Annotated in this window: 15 protein-coding genes; 3 read left to right on the top strand and 12 right to left on the bottom strand. The window is 67.8% G+C overall.

The genetic code is table 11. The features are described 5' to 3' along the window. Positions 1-49: 49 nt before the first annotated feature. The 3 genes from AC3WUT_RS24565 to AC3WUT_RS24555 all read right to left on the bottom strand — a co-directional run bounded on the left by AC3WUT_RS24565 (position 50) and on the right by AC3WUT_RS24555 (position 2,093). Entirely contained in the window at positions 50-427 is a 378-nt protein-coding gene (locus AC3WUT_RS24565; protein ID WP_492349682.1) for a HepT-like ribonuclease domain-containing protein, read from the bottom strand. Next, positions 424-714: a nucleotidyltransferase family protein gene (locus AC3WUT_RS24560; protein WP_492349681.1), complete on the bottom strand. Its 291-nt coding sequence runs from the start codon at positions 712-714 to the stop codon at positions 424-426. The genes AC3WUT_RS24565 and AC3WUT_RS24560 overlap by 4 nt, the downstream gene beginning before the upstream one ends. Positions 715-833: 119 nt before the next feature. Continuing rightward, the gene (locus AC3WUT_RS24555; RefSeq protein ID WP_492349680.1) at positions 834-2,093 is read right to left on the bottom strand and encodes an Hsp70 family protein; all 1,260 of its coding nucleotides are present in this window, start codon (positions 2,091-2,093) and stop codon (positions 834-836) included. Positions 2,094-2,205: 112 nt separating this feature from the next. On the opposite strand from AC3WUT_RS24555, the gene AC3WUT_RS24550 reads away from it, so the two are divergent. Further along, complete coding sequence (locus AC3WUT_RS24550) at positions 2,206-3,285, top strand: NUDIX domain-containing protein (RefSeq protein ID WP_492349679.1); 1,080 nt, start codon at positions 2,206-2,208, stop codon at positions 3,283-3,285. Here AC3WUT_RS24550 and AC3WUT_RS24545 read toward each other — a convergent pair. Continuing rightward, entirely contained in the window at positions 3,271-4,518 is a 1,248-nt protein-coding gene (locus AC3WUT_RS24545; protein ID WP_492349678.1) for an HD domain-containing phosphohydrolase, read from the bottom strand. The genes AC3WUT_RS24550 and AC3WUT_RS24545 overlap by 15 nt on opposite strands. 131 nt (positions 4,519-4,649) lie before the next feature. Here AC3WUT_RS24545 and AC3WUT_RS24540 point away from each other — a divergent pair, with 131 nt between their 5' ends. Together AC3WUT_RS24540 and AC3WUT_RS24535 are read left to right on the top strand one after the other, a co-directional pair. Beyond that, positions 4,650-4,922, top strand: coding sequence for a hypothetical protein (locus AC3WUT_RS24540; RefSeq protein WP_492349677.1), 273 nt, complete (start codon positions 4,650-4,652; stop codon positions 4,920-4,922). After that, complete coding sequence (locus tag AC3WUT_RS24535; RefSeq protein ID WP_492349676.1) at positions 4,919-5,242, top strand: type II toxin-antitoxin system RelE/ParE family toxin; 324 nt, start codon at positions 4,919-4,921, stop codon at positions 5,240-5,242. The genes AC3WUT_RS24540 and AC3WUT_RS24535 overlap by 4 nt, the downstream gene beginning before the upstream one ends. An 8-nt stretch (positions 5,243-5,250) precedes the next feature. Here the strand turns inward: AC3WUT_RS24535 and AC3WUT_RS24530 are convergent, their stop codons facing one another. The 8 genes from AC3WUT_RS24530 to AC3WUT_RS24495 form a co-directional block, all read right to left on the bottom strand. Next, a complete protein-coding gene (locus AC3WUT_RS24530; RefSeq protein WP_492349675.1) occupies positions 5,251-6,087 on the bottom strand; it encodes a M55 family metallopeptidase in 837 nt (278 codons plus the stop codon). A gap of 4 nt (positions 6,088-6,091) precedes the next feature. Continuing rightward, a complete protein-coding gene (locus tag AC3WUT_RS24525) occupies positions 6,092-7,189 on the bottom strand; it encodes a DmpA family aminopeptidase (protein ID WP_492349674.1) in 1,098 nt (365 codons plus the stop codon). Positions 7,190-7,192: 3 nt separating this feature from the next. After that, complete coding sequence (gene gsiD / locus AC3WUT_RS24520) at positions 7,193-8,086, bottom strand: glutathione ABC transporter permease GsiD (RefSeq protein WP_492349673.1); 894 nt, start codon at positions 8,084-8,086, stop codon at positions 7,193-7,195. Continuing rightward, on the bottom strand, positions 8,087-9,007 hold the full coding sequence (gsiC, locus tag AC3WUT_RS24515) for a glutathione ABC transporter permease GsiC (RefSeq protein WP_492349672.1): 921 nt from the start codon (positions 9,005-9,007) through the stop codon (positions 8,087-8,089). A 239-nt stretch (positions 9,008-9,246) separates the two neighbouring features. Continuing rightward, positions 9,247-10,785 (bottom strand): glutathione ABC transporter substrate-binding protein GsiB, encoded by a 1,539-nt coding sequence (gene gsiB / locus AC3WUT_RS24510; RefSeq protein ID WP_492349671.1) that lies wholly within the window; start codon positions 10,783-10,785, stop codon positions 9,247-9,249. A 68-nt stretch (positions 10,786-10,853) separates the two neighbouring features. Then, positions 10,854-12,725, bottom strand: a complete 1,872-nt coding sequence (locus AC3WUT_RS24505) for a dipeptide ABC transporter ATP-binding protein (protein WP_492349670.1) — start codon at positions 12,723-12,725, stop codon at positions 10,854-10,856. After that, a complete protein-coding gene (locus AC3WUT_RS24500; protein ID WP_492349669.1) occupies positions 12,722-13,741 on the bottom strand; it encodes an isoaspartyl peptidase/L-asparaginase family protein in 1,020 nt (339 codons plus the stop codon). The genes AC3WUT_RS24505 and AC3WUT_RS24500 overlap by 4 nt, the downstream gene beginning before the upstream one ends. A gap of 34 nt (positions 13,742-13,775) precedes the next feature. Further along, positions 13,776-14,732, bottom strand: coding sequence for a MurR/RpiR family transcriptional regulator (locus AC3WUT_RS24495; protein ID WP_492349668.1), 957 nt, complete (start codon positions 14,730-14,732; stop codon positions 13,776-13,778). Between the last annotated feature and the right edge of the window lie 337 nt (positions 14,733-15,069).

Genomic DNA, 15,069 nt, shown 5'->3' with positions numbered 1-15,069 from the left:
TCAGCGCGCAGGCCTCACGCCCCGAACAGCCCGGCTTGCCCGGGCTTTTTCATGCCTGAGCAGGCCCAGGGGATGGGTCAGCTGCCACCAGAGCCTGCACCTGCTTGAACAACAGAGGTAGATCGCCCTGGATCGACTTCCAGACGATCTCCAGGTCCACCGTGTCATAGCCATGAGACACCCGGTTGCGCATCGTGTACATCACCTGCCAGGGAACATCGGCATGGCGAGCGGCAAACCCGGGGGCCACACGCTGGATGTGTTTGGATGCCTCGCCAAGAATCTCGATGTTGCGCAGCACGGCGTCCTGAACGAGTTCGCTGCTCATAAACGCCTGCTCATCCATGCCTGCCGTATACCGCGCGATACGTTCGAGGGCCTGGAGCATGTGCTCCAGATAGTCAGGCACACGCAGGGCCTTGTTCATACCGGAACGGCCTCGGCGAGCACGGCACCGCGGAATTTCTCAGGAAGCGCCTTCGGGGTCAACACATCGACCGACACACCCAACAATTGCTGCAACTCGACCTGGATCGCCGCCACATCCATCAAGGTCGTCTCAGGTGTCGGGTCAATCAGGAGGTCCAGATCACTGCCGTCGGTGTCCACCCCGTGCAGCACCGAACCGAACACGCGCGCGTTGCAGGCACGATGCAAAGCCACCACGCGCCGGATTTCGGAACGGTTCAAGGCCAGAGCAACGGAGGGCTTCATACACGCTCCCACAACGAAATTCGGTTGGACGCCAGAACCCGGGATTTCCCACTGGCTCAGCGGGCCCATTGTGCCAAATGTGCCCATTGAGGGGGCCACACAGCGCGCCGTGGGCTCCCTCAGCCCATGTGCCCGTAAGCCAGCCCCGAAGCCACGCCGCCGAACAGATCCCCCTCGACCAGGGGCACGCCCGGGAAGGCCTGGGCCAGGGCCTGCTGGAACGGGCGCAGGGCCGAGGAACCGCCGGTGAGGTACACAGCGCCCAGTTGCTGCGGCTGCAGCCCGGCCGCGCTCACGCACTGCAGTGCGCAGGCCACCACCTGCTGCAGCAGGTGGTCCAGATGGCGGGCCAGGTCCTCGGGGCTCAGGCTGGCCTGCAGGCCGGCTTCGATCAGTGACAGGTCGATGGTCTGCGGCCCCTGGCCGGAGGAGCAGCCGATCTTGGCCTGCTCGACGCTGTTGGCCAGGCGGTGGCCATGGCGCTCGCGCAGCACGGTCATCAGCCGCTCGTGCAGGCGCAGGTCGCTGTAATCGATCTTGAGTTCGGCCGCCTCACGCACCGCCTTGGGCGTCTGCTGCCAGTGGATCAGGTGCCAGGTGGCCAGGTCGAAGAACACGCGGCTGGGCACCTCGCGCCCCTTGGGGCCCAGGTGGCGGTAGCCCAGCAGGGGCATGACCTGCTCCAGGTTCAGGCGCTGGTCGTAGTCGGTGCCACCGATGTGCACGCCCGAGGTGGCCAGGATGTCGGCCTTCCGGTCGGCCTGGGCGATGCGCTGCGGGCCCAGGCGCACCACGGTGAAGTCGGAGGTACCGCCCCCGATGTCGACCACCAGCACCAGGGTCTCGGCGCTCAGGCGGCGCTCGTAGTCCAGCGCGGCAGCGATGGGTTCGAGCTGGAAGCCCACTTCGCTGAAGCCGCAGCCGGCAGCGGCCTGCAACAGCATGTCCTGCGCCAGTTGGTCGCGCTCGGCGTCGTCGTCCACGAAGTGCACCGGGCGGCCCAGCACCAGGTGGCGCGGCAGGCCGCCCAACTGGGCTTCGGCGCGGCGCACCAGCTCGCCGAGGAACATCGAGATGATCTCCTGGAAGCTGATCTGCTGGTCGTTCACCGCCGTCTTCTCAAGCAGCAGCGGGCTGCCCAGCAGGCTCTTGAGCGAGCGCATCAGCCGGCCTTCGGTCTCGCTCAGGTAGCAGGCCAGGGCGTCACGCCCGTAATGCACGGTCTTGTCCTCGGCATTGAAGAACAGGGTGGTAGGCAGGGTGGTGGCCTGCCCCTCCAGCACCATGAGGCGGGCGTCCTGCCCTGGCTGGGCCCAGGAAGCGGCCGAATTGGAGGTTCCGAAGTCGATGCCCAGCGTGCCGGGAAGTGTGCTTGCCATGAAATGCCTGAACGCCCCGGCCGCCCCACAGGCCCGCCGAGAACAAAAAAATCGAAGGCCGGGATTGTGTCACAGCCCTGGCGGGGCCAGGGCACGCTACGCTCGGGGCACCATGCCGAACGCTGCCCCTTACCCCGCGATGCCCCCTGCCCGCCAGGCCTGGGCTGTCTGTGCCGGCCACTTCCAGCCGCTGCACCGCCATGACCTGGCCTTGATCCAGACTGCACTGCGCCATGCCCAGCGCGTGGTGGTGGTGCTGGCCGGGGCCTGGCTGGCGCGCAGCCCGGCCCACCCCCTGAGCTGGGGCGAGCGCGCCGATCTGATCCGCGCCTCGCTGCCACCACGCGATGCCGAGCGCCTGCGCTTTATGCCACTGCGCGAGCTGGGCGAGGCCGGGCGCAATGCCCAGGCGCTGCGCGAGGGTGTGGCCCGCCTCAGCGGCGAGGCGCCCGACACGCTGTTGCACGTGCTGCCCGCGGGGCAGCCCGAGGCCAGTGGGTGGCAGGCCATGGCAGGCGCCCCGGTGCTGCAGGCCAGTGCCCCCGAAGGCAGCCCCTGGCCCGATGAGGGCGCGCTGCGAGATCTGTGGTTCAACGCCGACAGCCCTTCGCGCGGGCTGGCCCGCCTGAGCCCGCACCTGGCACCCGACACCCTGAAGGCGCTGGGCGATCTGGTCGACACCGCGCGCTACGAGGCCTTGCGCGCCGAATGGCGCACGCTGCGCCAGCAGCGCGAGGCCTGGGCCGTGGCGCCCTACCCACCGGTGTTCGTGACGGTGGATGCGCTGGTGCGCTGCGCCGGCCAGGTGTTGCTGATCCGGCGCGACCGCCACCCGGGAGCGGGCCTGCTGGCCCTGCCCGGCGGTTTTCTGGAGCAGCAGGACACCCTGCTCGAATCAGCCCTGCGCGAGGTGCAGGAGGAAACCCGGCTGGCCTTGCCGCCGGCCGAGTGGCGCGCCGCCCTGCAGGGCGTGGCCGTGTTCGATGCCCCGGGCCGCAGCCAGCGCGGGCGCACCATCACCCATGCGCACTTTTTCGACCTGGGCCAACGTCCTCTGCCCGCGGTGACCGGCGACGACGATGCCCGCGAAGCCTTGTGGGTGGCCCAGCAGGATCTGGCAGGCCTGGAAGAACAGTTCTTTGACGACCACTTTAGGGTGATCGATCACTTCTTGAAGCTACTTCAGGCTTGAATCCCGGGTGACGGCCGGCGTCGCCAGGGCCCAGAACACGCTCAGCTGGGCATCGAGCACGGCCACCACCGCGGCGTCCAGTGCGCCGTGGTCGGCATGTTCGTGCACGATCTCCATCACTTGGTCAGGCGACAGGCCCGCGCGGTAGGGCCGGGTCTGCACCAGGGCCTGGAACACGTCGGCCACGGCCACGATGCGGGCCTCGATCGACAGCTCGCCGCCCAGGTGGTAGGGGTAGCCCGAGCCGTCGACGCGCTCATGGTGTTGGGCCGCCCACAGGGCAACGTCCTCCAGCCCATGGATGGTGCGCAAGATGCTGTAGGTGTCAAAGCTGTGCCGCTTCATGACCGCGTACTCCTCGGGGGTGAGGCGGCCCGGCTTGTCGAGCAGTTCATCGGGCACACGCAACTTGCCCAGGTCGTGCAGCAGACCGGCCAGCTCCAGCATCTCGCAACGACGCTCCGACAGGCCCAGGCGCTCACCCAGGGCGCGCGACAACCGGGCCACGCCCTCGGAGTGCTCGCGCGTGAAGGGGCTCTTGGCGTCGACGATGACCGAGAAGATGCGCACCAGGCTGCGCAGCTCGGCAAAGGGGACGTCGCGCACCCGGTCGTGGGCGATCCATTCGTGAGCGTAGCCGCGCACCTGCTCGCTCTCCAGGCTGAACCAGAAGGCCTCACTGGCCGAGGCCTGCAAAAAGGCATCCACCAGCTCGGGGCAGAACCAGTCTCCCCGCCGGGCCGCGATGGCCTGGCGCGTGTCCTCGCGCCCGTACAGGATGTTGGACTGGTCCTTGAGCGCGGCCAGGGTCAGGATGTCGGTGCGGTCCACCAGGTAGATGCAATTGGCCGCCAGCTTGACCTCGTCGCTGAGGGGAAGCCCCTGCAAGGTGCTCCAGTGGGTGTGGTGGTGCAGCACGATGTCGGCCAGCGGGGCCAATGAAGGGCAGCTGCGCAGCAGCTCGGCGCCGATGCGGCAGTGCTCGGCCTCGCCCTCCCATTCGAACTGGGTCAGGCGGCGGTGAATATAGGTGCGCGACACCCCGCTGTCATGCAGCATGCCGGCCTGGAACAGACGGTCCAGGCGCTCGGGTGCCCAGCCCAGCACCTTGGCGCACTCCACCGCCATGTAGGCCACCCGCTTGCCGTGGTGGATGTGGGTCACCCCCACCAGGTCAAGGGCATCCGACAGCGAATAGATGACGTCGCGCAGATTGACCTGGAAGGTGGACATGTGAAATGGGCAAAAATTGACGCCCCATCGTCGGCTTGGGCCCCCGTGCTGTCAAGCCGTTGGGGCAAACGTTGGTCAGCTAGCCGAGCAAAAGCAATTCACACGCCCTTGGAAAGCGCTACATTCGGGCCATGAAAACCACCGACGGCTCCTCGACCGCCCACCCCGCCGTTCTGTGCGAGGAACTGGCGCCATCGCTGTACCCGGACGGACGCATGAGGCCTGCAAGCACCGAGAAGGCCCCGGTTGAACAGAACACCCCCGATGACACACAGACAGGCTTCCTCGCACGAGGCCGGGCATCACTGGCCGCAGCACGAATGGGGGAGCCTTTGATCACCGCAGACCAGGTGATCCAGGAGATGCGTGACCGCCTGGCACGCGCCCAGCAGACCTTGCGGTGAATTTCTCCGTCTTCCTGACAGAGGCCGCGCGGCAGGATATCCAACGCTTGTTCGAGTTTGTTATTGAACGTGAGTTGCGCCGCGCCAGTGGGCGCCTGGAAGCTGCGGAAGAAGCGCTGGAAACCATTGCTGCAGGTCTGAAGCGCCTGGAACGCTTTCCCCACACCTGCCGCAAGGCGGATGGCGATCCCGCTCTGCGCGAGTTGGTGATCTCTCACGGCGCCACAGGCTACGTGGCCTTGTTCGAAATCACAGAGCCGGCCACCGTGATCGTGGCAGCCATCCGCCACCAAAGAGAGGACGACTACCCGTCAGCCTGAAACGAAGTTCAACGCAGCACACTCGACATCGCCGCCAGCGCATTCAGGCTGCGCACCGCGTCCTGCACGCTGGCGCAGGGCAGGCTGAGGGTGTCGCCGTCTTCGCGCTGCACCGCGGGCCAGAGGCTGAAGACATCGGCCAGGGCCGGGGTCTGGCATTGCACGCGCAAGGTCAGCGGCGTGGGCAGGGTCCAGGCCGGCGGGGCGCCCTCGCCCTGCAGGCGCAGCACGGCCTGATGGCTGGCCTGCTCGATCTGGGCGCAGGCGGCCTGGGGCGACAGCGAGCGACCGCTGCGCGCGCCATCCGACCACTTGACCAAGCTCATGTCGGTCGGGGGCAGCAGGGCCGCCACCTCGTCGGCCAGCACGTCGCAGCCGCTGACCAGCAGCACCGGCACACCCAGCTCGCCGGCCAGCGCCGCGTACAGGCCCACCTCGCCCAGCTCGCGCCCGCCCAGCCAGACGCGGGCAAAGGCAAAGCTGTTGGTGGTGTGGGCCAGCACGCCACGGGTCTTGGCCCGGGCGTGCCAGCCGATCATGAGCACGCCATCCACGTCCTGTTCCACCCCCGCCATCATGCCCAAGGTGCGCGGCTTGCCCTGGATCAGTTGGGCCCGCGGGTCCAGCAGGTCGGCCAGCAGGTTGCCGAAGTGGCCGTGCGAGTCGTTCACCAGCACTTCGCCGGCACCACCCGCCAGGGCGCCGCGCACGGCGGCATTGGCTTCTTCGGTCATCCAGCGGCGGGCGCGTTCGTACTCGCCGTTGCCGGCCTGGGTCTGCTCGGGACGCCAGACGCCGGCCACGCCTTCGATGTCCATGGAGATCAGGATCTTGGGTGCAGGCATGGCCTCAGTCTTTCGGGTGGAGCAGCGCCCAGGGCGCTTGGGTCAGCAATTCAGGCGCCACGGCGGTGAGCGCAGGGCGGTGGTGACCGTCGCGCCCGGTCAGGGGCACGGCGGCCCACAGCGCGTGCACGATGGCCTGTTCGGTGGCCTCGGCAGCCGCCTGGAAGAACAGGTCCAGTGCGCTTTCATGCAACAGGGTGACGCTGGGCATGGCCTGGTCGGCGCGCTGCGGCAGGCGGTAGGCGGTGGAGAAGGCCAGGGCCACATCGCCGCTGCCGTGGCCATAGTCGGAACCGGTGCGCGCCAGGCCGGCCGCCGAGCGCCGGGCCACGCGCTGCAGCTGCCGGGCATCCAGCGGGGCATCGGTGGCCAGCACGATGATGATGGAGCCGCGCTCGGGCCCGGGCGCCTCGGCGCCGACGATGCGCTGCTGCAACACGGGCCCGATGCAGCAGCCCGCCAGGGTCAGGGCCTCGGGACGCCCCTGGTTGGCCAGCACCAGGGCACCCAGGGTGTAGCGGCGCCCCTGCCAGTCGAACTGGCGCGAGGCCGTGCCGATGCCGCCCTTGAGGCCGTGGCAAGACATGCCCCGCCCGGCCCCCACCGCGCCCTGCGCGAAGCAGGCGCCTGCCCCCGCCTCGCGCGCGGTCTGCAGCGCCTGCAGCACATGCGACTCCTGCAGCGCCAGGGCCTGGGCGTCATTGAGCCAACCGTCGTTGCACTCGAAAACCAGGGGGTTGAGGGTGGGCAGGCTGCGCGCCAGCTCGGGCTGGTGGGCGATCGCATCGCGGATCAGCGCGTTGCTGGCCGTGCCCACGCCGAAGGTGCTGACCAGGGCGATGGGCGATTCGATCTGCCCCAGCTCCTGCACCTGCATGAGGCCGGCGCTTTTGCCAAAGCCATTGATGACGGCCAGGCCAGCCGGCAGCTTGTGCAGAAACAAGTCACCCAGGGCCGGCAGCAGCACCGTCGCGCCGGTCTGCACGGAGCCCTCGGACAAGGTGACGTGGCCCAGCGAAACGCCGGCCACGTCGGTGATGGCGTCCAGCGGACCGCTGCCCAGGGTGCCGACTTGGGGTGCGCCCAGGAAGGTGCGTTGCATGGTTCAGTTCCGGTCCAGCTTGGGGTCGAGCGCGTCGCGCAGGCCGTCGCCCAGCAGGTTGAAGGCCAGCACGGTGACGAAGATCGCCAGGCTGGGGAACAGCGCGATGTGCGGGGCATTGAGCATGTCGGCCCGTGCCTCGTTGAGCATGGCGCCCCACTCGGGGGTGGGCGGCTGCGCGCCCAACCCCAGAAAGGACAGGCTGGCCGCGGTGATGATGGAGGTGCCGATGCGCATGGTGAGGTACACCACCACCGACGACACCGTGCCCGGCAGCAGGTGACGCAGCATGATGACGGCATCGGTGGCGCCAATGGAGCGCACTGCCTCGATGTAGGTCTGGTGCTTGAGGGCCAGCACATTGCCGCGCACCAGGCGGGCAAAGGCCGGCACGCTGAACACGGCCACCGCCACGATCACATTGATCATGCCGTTGCCCAGAATGGCCACGATGCCGATGGCCAGCAGGATGCCGGGGAAGGCAAACAGCACGTCGGACATGCGCATCACGATGCGGTCCCACCAGCCTTCGTAGTACCCGGCCAGCAGGCCCAGGCCGGTGCCGATCACAGCGCCCACCGCCACCGAGATGAAGCCGGCGGCCAGCGAGATGCGCGTGCCCAGCAGGATGCGGCTGAAGATGTCGCGCCCCAGGGCATCCACGCCAAACCAGTGCGCCGCGCTGGGTGGCGTGTTGAGCGCGTCGTAATCGAAGTAGTTTTCGGCGTCGTAAGGCGCCAGCCAGGGCGCCAGCACCGCGATGGCCACCAGCAGCAGCACAAAGCCGCCGGCCCACAGGGCCACACGCTGGCGCTTGAACTGGCGCCAGAACTCAGCCGCCGGGGTGCGGACCTGCGGAGCAGCCACGGGGCTGGCGGGGGTGGTTTGTTCGGTCATTTACTTGAATCGGATGGTCGGGTTGATCAGGGCGTACAACAGATCGACCACCAGGTTGATCAGGATGAATTCGAGCGAAAACAGCAACACCAGGGCCTGGATCACGGGGTAGTCACGCATGTCCACCGCATCGACCAGCAGGCGGCCCATGCCGGGCCAGTTGAAGACCACCTCGACCACGATGGAGCCGCCCAGCAAAAAGCCGAACTGCAAGCCCATCATGGTGACCACCGGGATCAGCGCATTGCGCAGCCCGTGCTTGACCACCACCACGGTCTCTGACAGGCCCTTGGCACGGGCCGTGCGCACGTAGTCCTCTTTGAGGATGTCGATGAAGGAGCTGCGCGTGAAGCGCGCCATCACGGCCGCCACGCCCGCGCCCAGGGTGAGCGAGGGCAGGATGTAGTGGCGCCAGCTGTCGGCCCCCACGGTGGGCAGCCAGCCCAGTTGCACCGAGAACAGCTGCATCAGCAGCATGCCCAGTGCAAACGACGGAAACGAGATGCCCGACACCGCCAGCGTCATGCCCAGGCGGTCGGGCCAGCGGTTGCGCCATACCGCCGAGACCATGCCCAGCACCCCGCCCAGCAGCACCGACCACACCATGGCCGCCACCGTGAGCCACAGTGTGGGCGCAAAGCGCTCGGCGATCTCGGTGGCCACCGGCCGCTTGCTGCGGATCGAGGTACCGAAATCGCCCTGCAAGGCATGGCTGAAAAAGCGCAGAAACTGCTGGTGCAGCGGCAGATCCAGCCCCAGGTCCTGCCGCACCAGCTCCACCGTCTCAGGCCCCGCCTCCGGCCCCGCGGCCAGCCGCGCCGGATCACCCGGCAACAGGTGCACAAACGAAAACACCAGCACCGCCACGATCAGCAGCGTCGGCAACAGCCCCAGCAGGCGCCTGAAAAGGTAATGGATCATGGATCTCAAGCTCAATCAAAAAAATCCTGGGCGACCAAGGCCCCATCGTGATGGCTATCGGTCTGACATCAGGACCTCACACAGAGTACGCCCGGCGCACAGCACTAGGCGTCCCAACGCCCTCACCGTTCAGAAGGCTGCGGAGCAAGCCATGCCAGCAGACACCGTGGAGCGGGCTTTGCCCGGCCACGGGTGTCGTCCCCCTGGGGGGATGGCGCCGAAGGCGACTCAGGGGGGGGTTATTTCAATTCAATTTCGTCGAAGTTGAAATTCCAGTCCGGCATCACATAGAAACCGGCCAGGTTGCGTGCGCGCACCGACAGCGAGCGCTCGGTCACCAGGAAGGCCCAGGGAGCGTCCTTCCAGATCTGCTGCTGGGCTTCGGTGTAGAGGCGGGTCTTCTCGGCGCGGTCCGTGGTGTTCAGGGCCTTGGCGATGTTGTGGTCCACCACCTCGTTCTTGTAGTACGCAGTGTTGAACAGGCGAGGCGGGAAGGACTCAGAGGCCAGCAACGGGCGCAGCGCCCAGTCGGCTTCGCCGGTCGACGACGACCAGCCCACGTAGTACATGCGCACCGGGGCGGTGGCCGGGTCTTGTGCGCTTTCCACGCGCTCGACGCGCTGGCCGGCCTCCAGGGCCTGCACCTGCACCTTGATGCCCACCTGGGCCAGTTGCTGCTGCACGAACTGGATCACCTTTTGCGCCGTGGTGTGGTTGTAGGCGCTCCACAGCGTGCTTTCGAAGCCGTTGGGGTAGCCCGCCTCTTTCAGCAGTTCACGCGCCTTCTTGGGGTCATAGGGCCAGGGGCCGAGCTTGACCGAGTAGTCCACGCCCTTGGGCGCCACCGAGTCCATCGGGTCGGCAAAGCCCGAGAAGGCCACCTTGGCCAGGGCTTCCTTGTTGATGGCGTAGTTGATGGCCTGGCGCACCTTCGGGTTGTCGAAGGGCTTTTGCTGCATGTTGAACGAGATGTAGCGCTGCACGATCGAGGGCCCCTGGGTCACTTCCAGGCTGGGCTTCTTGCTCAGGTTCTCGACCGCTTCGGGCGGCAGCGTGAAGGCGAAGTGCGCCTCATTGGTCTGCATCATGGCGGCACGGGTGTTGTTGTCCACCACCGGGCGCCAGGTGATGGTGTCCACCTTGGGGTAGCCCTTCTTCCAGTAGCCATCGAACTTGGCGACCTTCATGTAGTCGGTGGCTTTCCACTCGACGAACTTGAAGGGGCCGGTGCCCACCGGGTTCTGCGCAATGCCCTTGTTGCCGTACTTGGCCAGGGCCGCGGGCGAGATGATCACGCCCGAGGGGTGGGCCAGGGTGTTGATGAAGGGCGAGAAGGGCTCTTTGAGAGTGAAGCGCACCGTGGACGGGTCCACCACCTCGGTCTTGGCGATGTTCTTGTACAGGTTGTAGCGCTTGAGCTTGTTGTCGGGGTTGGTCACGCGGTCGAAGGTGACTTTGACGGCCTCGGCATTGAAGTCGGTGCCGTCATGGAACTTGATGCCCTTCTTGAGCTTGACGGTGTAGACCAGGCCGTCCTTGCTGACGGTGTTGCTCTCGGCCAGCACCGGCACCATCTTCATGTCCTTGTCGAAGCTGTACAGCCCTTGGTAGAAGGACTTGGCCACCGCCTGCGACACGGTGTCGTTGGCGTCATAGGGGTCGGTGGTGGTGAAGCTCGAGTACAGCGCCACCACCACGTCTTTGGAGGCATGGGCCGACGAGACCGACAGGCCGGCCAGCACCAGGGCAGCGGCAAGGTGATTCAGTTTCAGTTTCATGGTGAAGTCACTCCGGGGTTGAAGAAGAAAACAAAAAAGGGGTGGCAGGGCGCTGAACACGCAACACCTCAGTAGGCGCCGCCGACACGGTGGCGGGCCACGAAGTGGCCAGGCGCCACCTCGTGCAGCGGGGCCACCTCGGGCGGATTGTCCAGCGCCCGGATGGGGCTGGGAATGTCGTCCGACAACAATTCGCGCACGGGGCGGCGGCTGGGGTCGGCAATGGGCACGGCGCTCATCAGGCGGCGCGTGTAGGCGTGCTGCGGGTTCTCGAACACGGCGCGGCGCGGCCCGATCTCGACAATCTGGCCCAGGTACATCACGGCCACGCGGTGGCTGATGCGTTCGACCACCGCCATGTCGTGCGAGATGAACAGGAAGGCAATGCCGAACTCGGCCTGCAGGTCGAGCATCAGGTTGATGATCTGGGCACGGATCGACACATCGAGCGCCGACACCGCCTCGTCGGCGATCACCACCTTGGGGTTGAGCGCCAGGGCGCGCGCAATCGCGATGCGCTGGCGCTGCCCGCCCGAGAACTCGTGCGGGTAGCGGTGCGCCGCCTCCGGCGGCAGGCCCACCTTCTGCAGCAGCCACTGAACCCGCTGCTCGGCCTCGGCGCGGGTGGCCAGGCCGTGCAGCAGCAAGGGCTCCATGACCGAGAAGCCCACGGTCAGGCGCGGGTCCAGCGAGGCAAAAGGGTCTTGGAACACGAACTGGATGTCGCGCCGCAGCGCGCGCAGATCGGCCCCCTGCAGGCCGGCGATGTCGCGCCCGGCCACCTGCACACGGCCGGCGCTGAACTCAAGCAGGCGCGCCAGCGAGCGGCCCGTGGTCGACTTGCCACAGCCCGACTCACCCACCAGCGACAGGGTCTCGCCCGGCTGCAGGCTGAAGCTCAGTTGCTCCACCGCATGGACCCGGCGCGTGACCCGGCCCAGCCAGCCGCCGCGCAAGGGAAAGTGCGTGACCAGGCCTTCGACCTGCAGCACCGGGGGCTGATCGCGGCGCACCGTGTCGACCGCCGTCAGGCTGGCCACGCTATCGCTGGCCTCCTGGCCCGGCAGGGCAAAGCGGGCCGGCAGGGCGTGCCCCTGCATGGCGCCCAGGCGCGGCACCGCCGCCATCAGGGCCCGGGTGTAGGGCTGCTGGGGCTGGGCGAACAGCGGCTGGCAGGCGCCCTCCTCGACCTTGTCACCTCGGAACATCACCAGCACGCGGTCGGCCACCTCGGCCACCACGCCCATGTCGTGGGTGATGAAGATCACGCCCATGGCCAGGTCGCGCTGCAGCTGCTGGATCAGCGTGAGGATCTGGGCCTGGATGGTCACATCGAGCGCCGTGGTGGGCTCGTCGGCAATCAGCAAGGCGGGCTTGCAGGCCAGGGCCATGGCGATCATCACGCGTTGACGCATGCCGCCCGAAAGCTGGTGCGGGTGCCGCGTGAGCACATTGCGCGCCTCGGGAATGCGCACCAGATCGAGCATGCGCAGGGCTTCGGCCAGCGCCGCGCCGCGCCCCAGCCCCTGGTGCAGCCGGATCGACTCGGCGATCTGCTCGCCCACGGTGAACACCGGGTTCAGGCTGGTCATGGGCTCCTGGAACACCATGGCCAGGTCGGCGCCGCGCAGGCTGCGCATCTGGCGGGCGCCAGCCTGGGCCAGGTCCACGCGCTCGCCGTTGCGGCGCGTGAGCCACATGCGACCGCTGTCGATGACGCCACCGCCCTGCTCGATCAGGCGCATCAGCGCCAGCGAAGACACCGACTTGCCCGAGCCCGACTCGCCCACGATGGCCAGGGTCTCACCCGCATCGACGTGGAAGTTCAGGCCCTTGACGGCCTGCAGGCGGCCTTGCTCGGTGCTGAAGCTGACGCGCAGGTCCTGCACCTCCAGCACGCGACGTGCGCTCTCGGCGGGGGGGATGGGCATTGCACTCATGCAGGACTCCGGTCGTCTTCGTCAGCGTAGATGGCCACCACCGGAGGCTGGCCCGGACGGACCCAGCCGCGGTACATCCCCTCGGTGTTGAAGGGCAAGGCCACCTGCCCTTGCGCGTCCACCGCGATCAGACCACCGCGCCCGCCCAGGGGCGGCAGCTTGTCGTGCACCACGCGACGGCAGGCCTCGGCCAGGCCGAGGCCTGCGTACTCGATCAGGGCCGACACATCATAGGCGGCCATGCCCCGGATGAAGGCCTCGCCCATGCCGGTGCACGACACGGCCACGGTGCGGTCGTTGGCATAGTTGCCTGCGCCCACCAGGGGCGAATCGCCCACCCGGCCAGGCAATTTGTTGGTGACACCGCCGGTGCTCGTGGCCGCGGCCAGGTGGCCCTGCGCATCCAGGGCGACCGCGCCCACCGTCCCCATCTTGGCGCGCTCGTCCAACGGCGCCTTGGCCGCCAGCAGGTTCTGGGCATCGTGGTCGAGTGCCGCTGTTCCACCAGGCGCCGCCTGCACACTGCGCAACTGGGCCAGGCGCTCCGGCGTGTCGAACCAGTCGGGCGCCACGGTTTCACACCCCCGCTCGATGGCAAAGCGCTCGGCCCCCTCACCGATCAGCAGGACCGGGCTGGCCGAGGCCAGCACGGCGCGCGCCGCCAGCACCGGATTGCGCAGACGGCGCACACCCGCCACCGCACCGGCGGCCAGATCGCTGCCACGCATCACGCAAGCGTCCAGCTCATGGCGCGCATCGGCGGTATAGACCGCGCCGCGCCCGGCGTTGAACAAAGGGCACTCCTCCAGCAGGCGCACGGTTTCGGTCACCACATCGAGCGCGTCGGCACCCTGGGCCAGCAGGGCCTGGCCGGCCAACAGAATGTCGTTCAGCGCGCTGCGGTAGCGGGTCTGCTGCTCGGGCGTGATGGCGCCACGGGTCAGCGTGCCCGCGCCGCCGTGCAGCACCAGCACGGGGGTCGGGCGGGAAGAAGTGGGGTGGGCTGTGGACAGCATGGGCGAGGGTCTGCTCCGTCGGTCGGTCGTTAAGTCAGTCGTTCGGCGTGCCAGGGCGGGCGGGCCCGCGGGGCCGGTCACGCCCTTCGGCAAGAGCGTCAAGGTGCAGCCAGGGCATGACGCTTTGGGTCAGCTCATGCTGGCGCTGCACCGCCGCATCGCTGCGCCGCGCCACGGCCGCCACCAGGGCCTCGATCAGCGCCAACGCGGTGGCGTTCGAGGTGGCGGCCACCTGACGCTGGATGTGGGCGTACAAGGTGCAGTCGGCCAGCGCCACCAGAGGCGAGGCGGGCTTGTCGGTCAGGGCCAGGATGCGCACACCGCGCTCACGCGCGAGCCGGGTCAGCTCAACGGTGTCACTGACGTAGCGCGGAAAGGCCAGCGTGATCAGCAGGTCGCGTGGCCCGCGCCGGAACAGCTGGCGCGCGGCATGCGACGGGCCGCCGGCCTGGGCCAGGCAGCTCACGCCGCTGCAGTAAGGTTCGAGTTCGTGCTGCAACAGGCCGGCCAGGAAGGCGCTGCTGCCCCAACCCAGGGTCATGACCTGATCGGCTTGCAGCAGCAGTTCGACGGCCTGCTCACAAGGTTGGTCCTGCAGGGCTTGCAGCGTGCGGTCCAGGTTGTCGCGCGTTTCCTGCAAGGAGGCCGCCATGGTCTGCACCGTGCCGGCAGGCTGCTGCAGGTTGCTGCGCAAGCTCTCAACGGGTGCCAGCACCGATTCGAAGCCGCGGGCCAGCTCGGCCCGGAATTGCGGGTAGCCGGCAAACCCCAGTGCCCGGGCCAGGCGGTTGGCGCTGGCCACAGAGACCTCGGTCTCGCGCGCAAATTCCTCGATGCTCAGCGTGGCGGCCCGGAAAGGGTGCGCCAACACGGCCCGCGCCATGCGTTGCAGTGCCGCCGGCAGGGCCGGCGCCTGGCTGGCCACATGCTGCAGCACGGGCAGGCCGGCAAAACGGCCAGTCCAATCAGCATGGGCGAGGTCACGGGACATGGTGGAAGGCGAGGTTTGTAAAAAAGTTTTCAGAGAACTGAAATACTGTAAAGCAATTTACAGGCCTGCCGCATGGGGTTCTTCCCGGGGGGCCAATGGGGCGGGGCGAGGCCCCATGCACCGATCGGGGGCGTGGGGCCCCAGAAGGCTGCAGCCCGGTGCACAGGCGAAAAAAAACCCGGCGGCTGCCGGGTTTTCCAAACTGGAGTTGAAAAGGTATTGCGTAACAATCAACTTGCATCCAACGCCTGAGGGGCTTTGACCGCCCTGCCGCAGCAGACCGGAGTCACCCCAGGATCGGTCATTCCGGACAGCGAAGATTCGCTGGCGCGACTCC

It is taken from the genome of Curvibacter sp. EU05-FHT14A10 (assembly GCF_058791075.1).
Note: the sequence above shows the minus strand (reverse complement) of the source record. Positions and strands in the feature narration are given on the sequence as shown.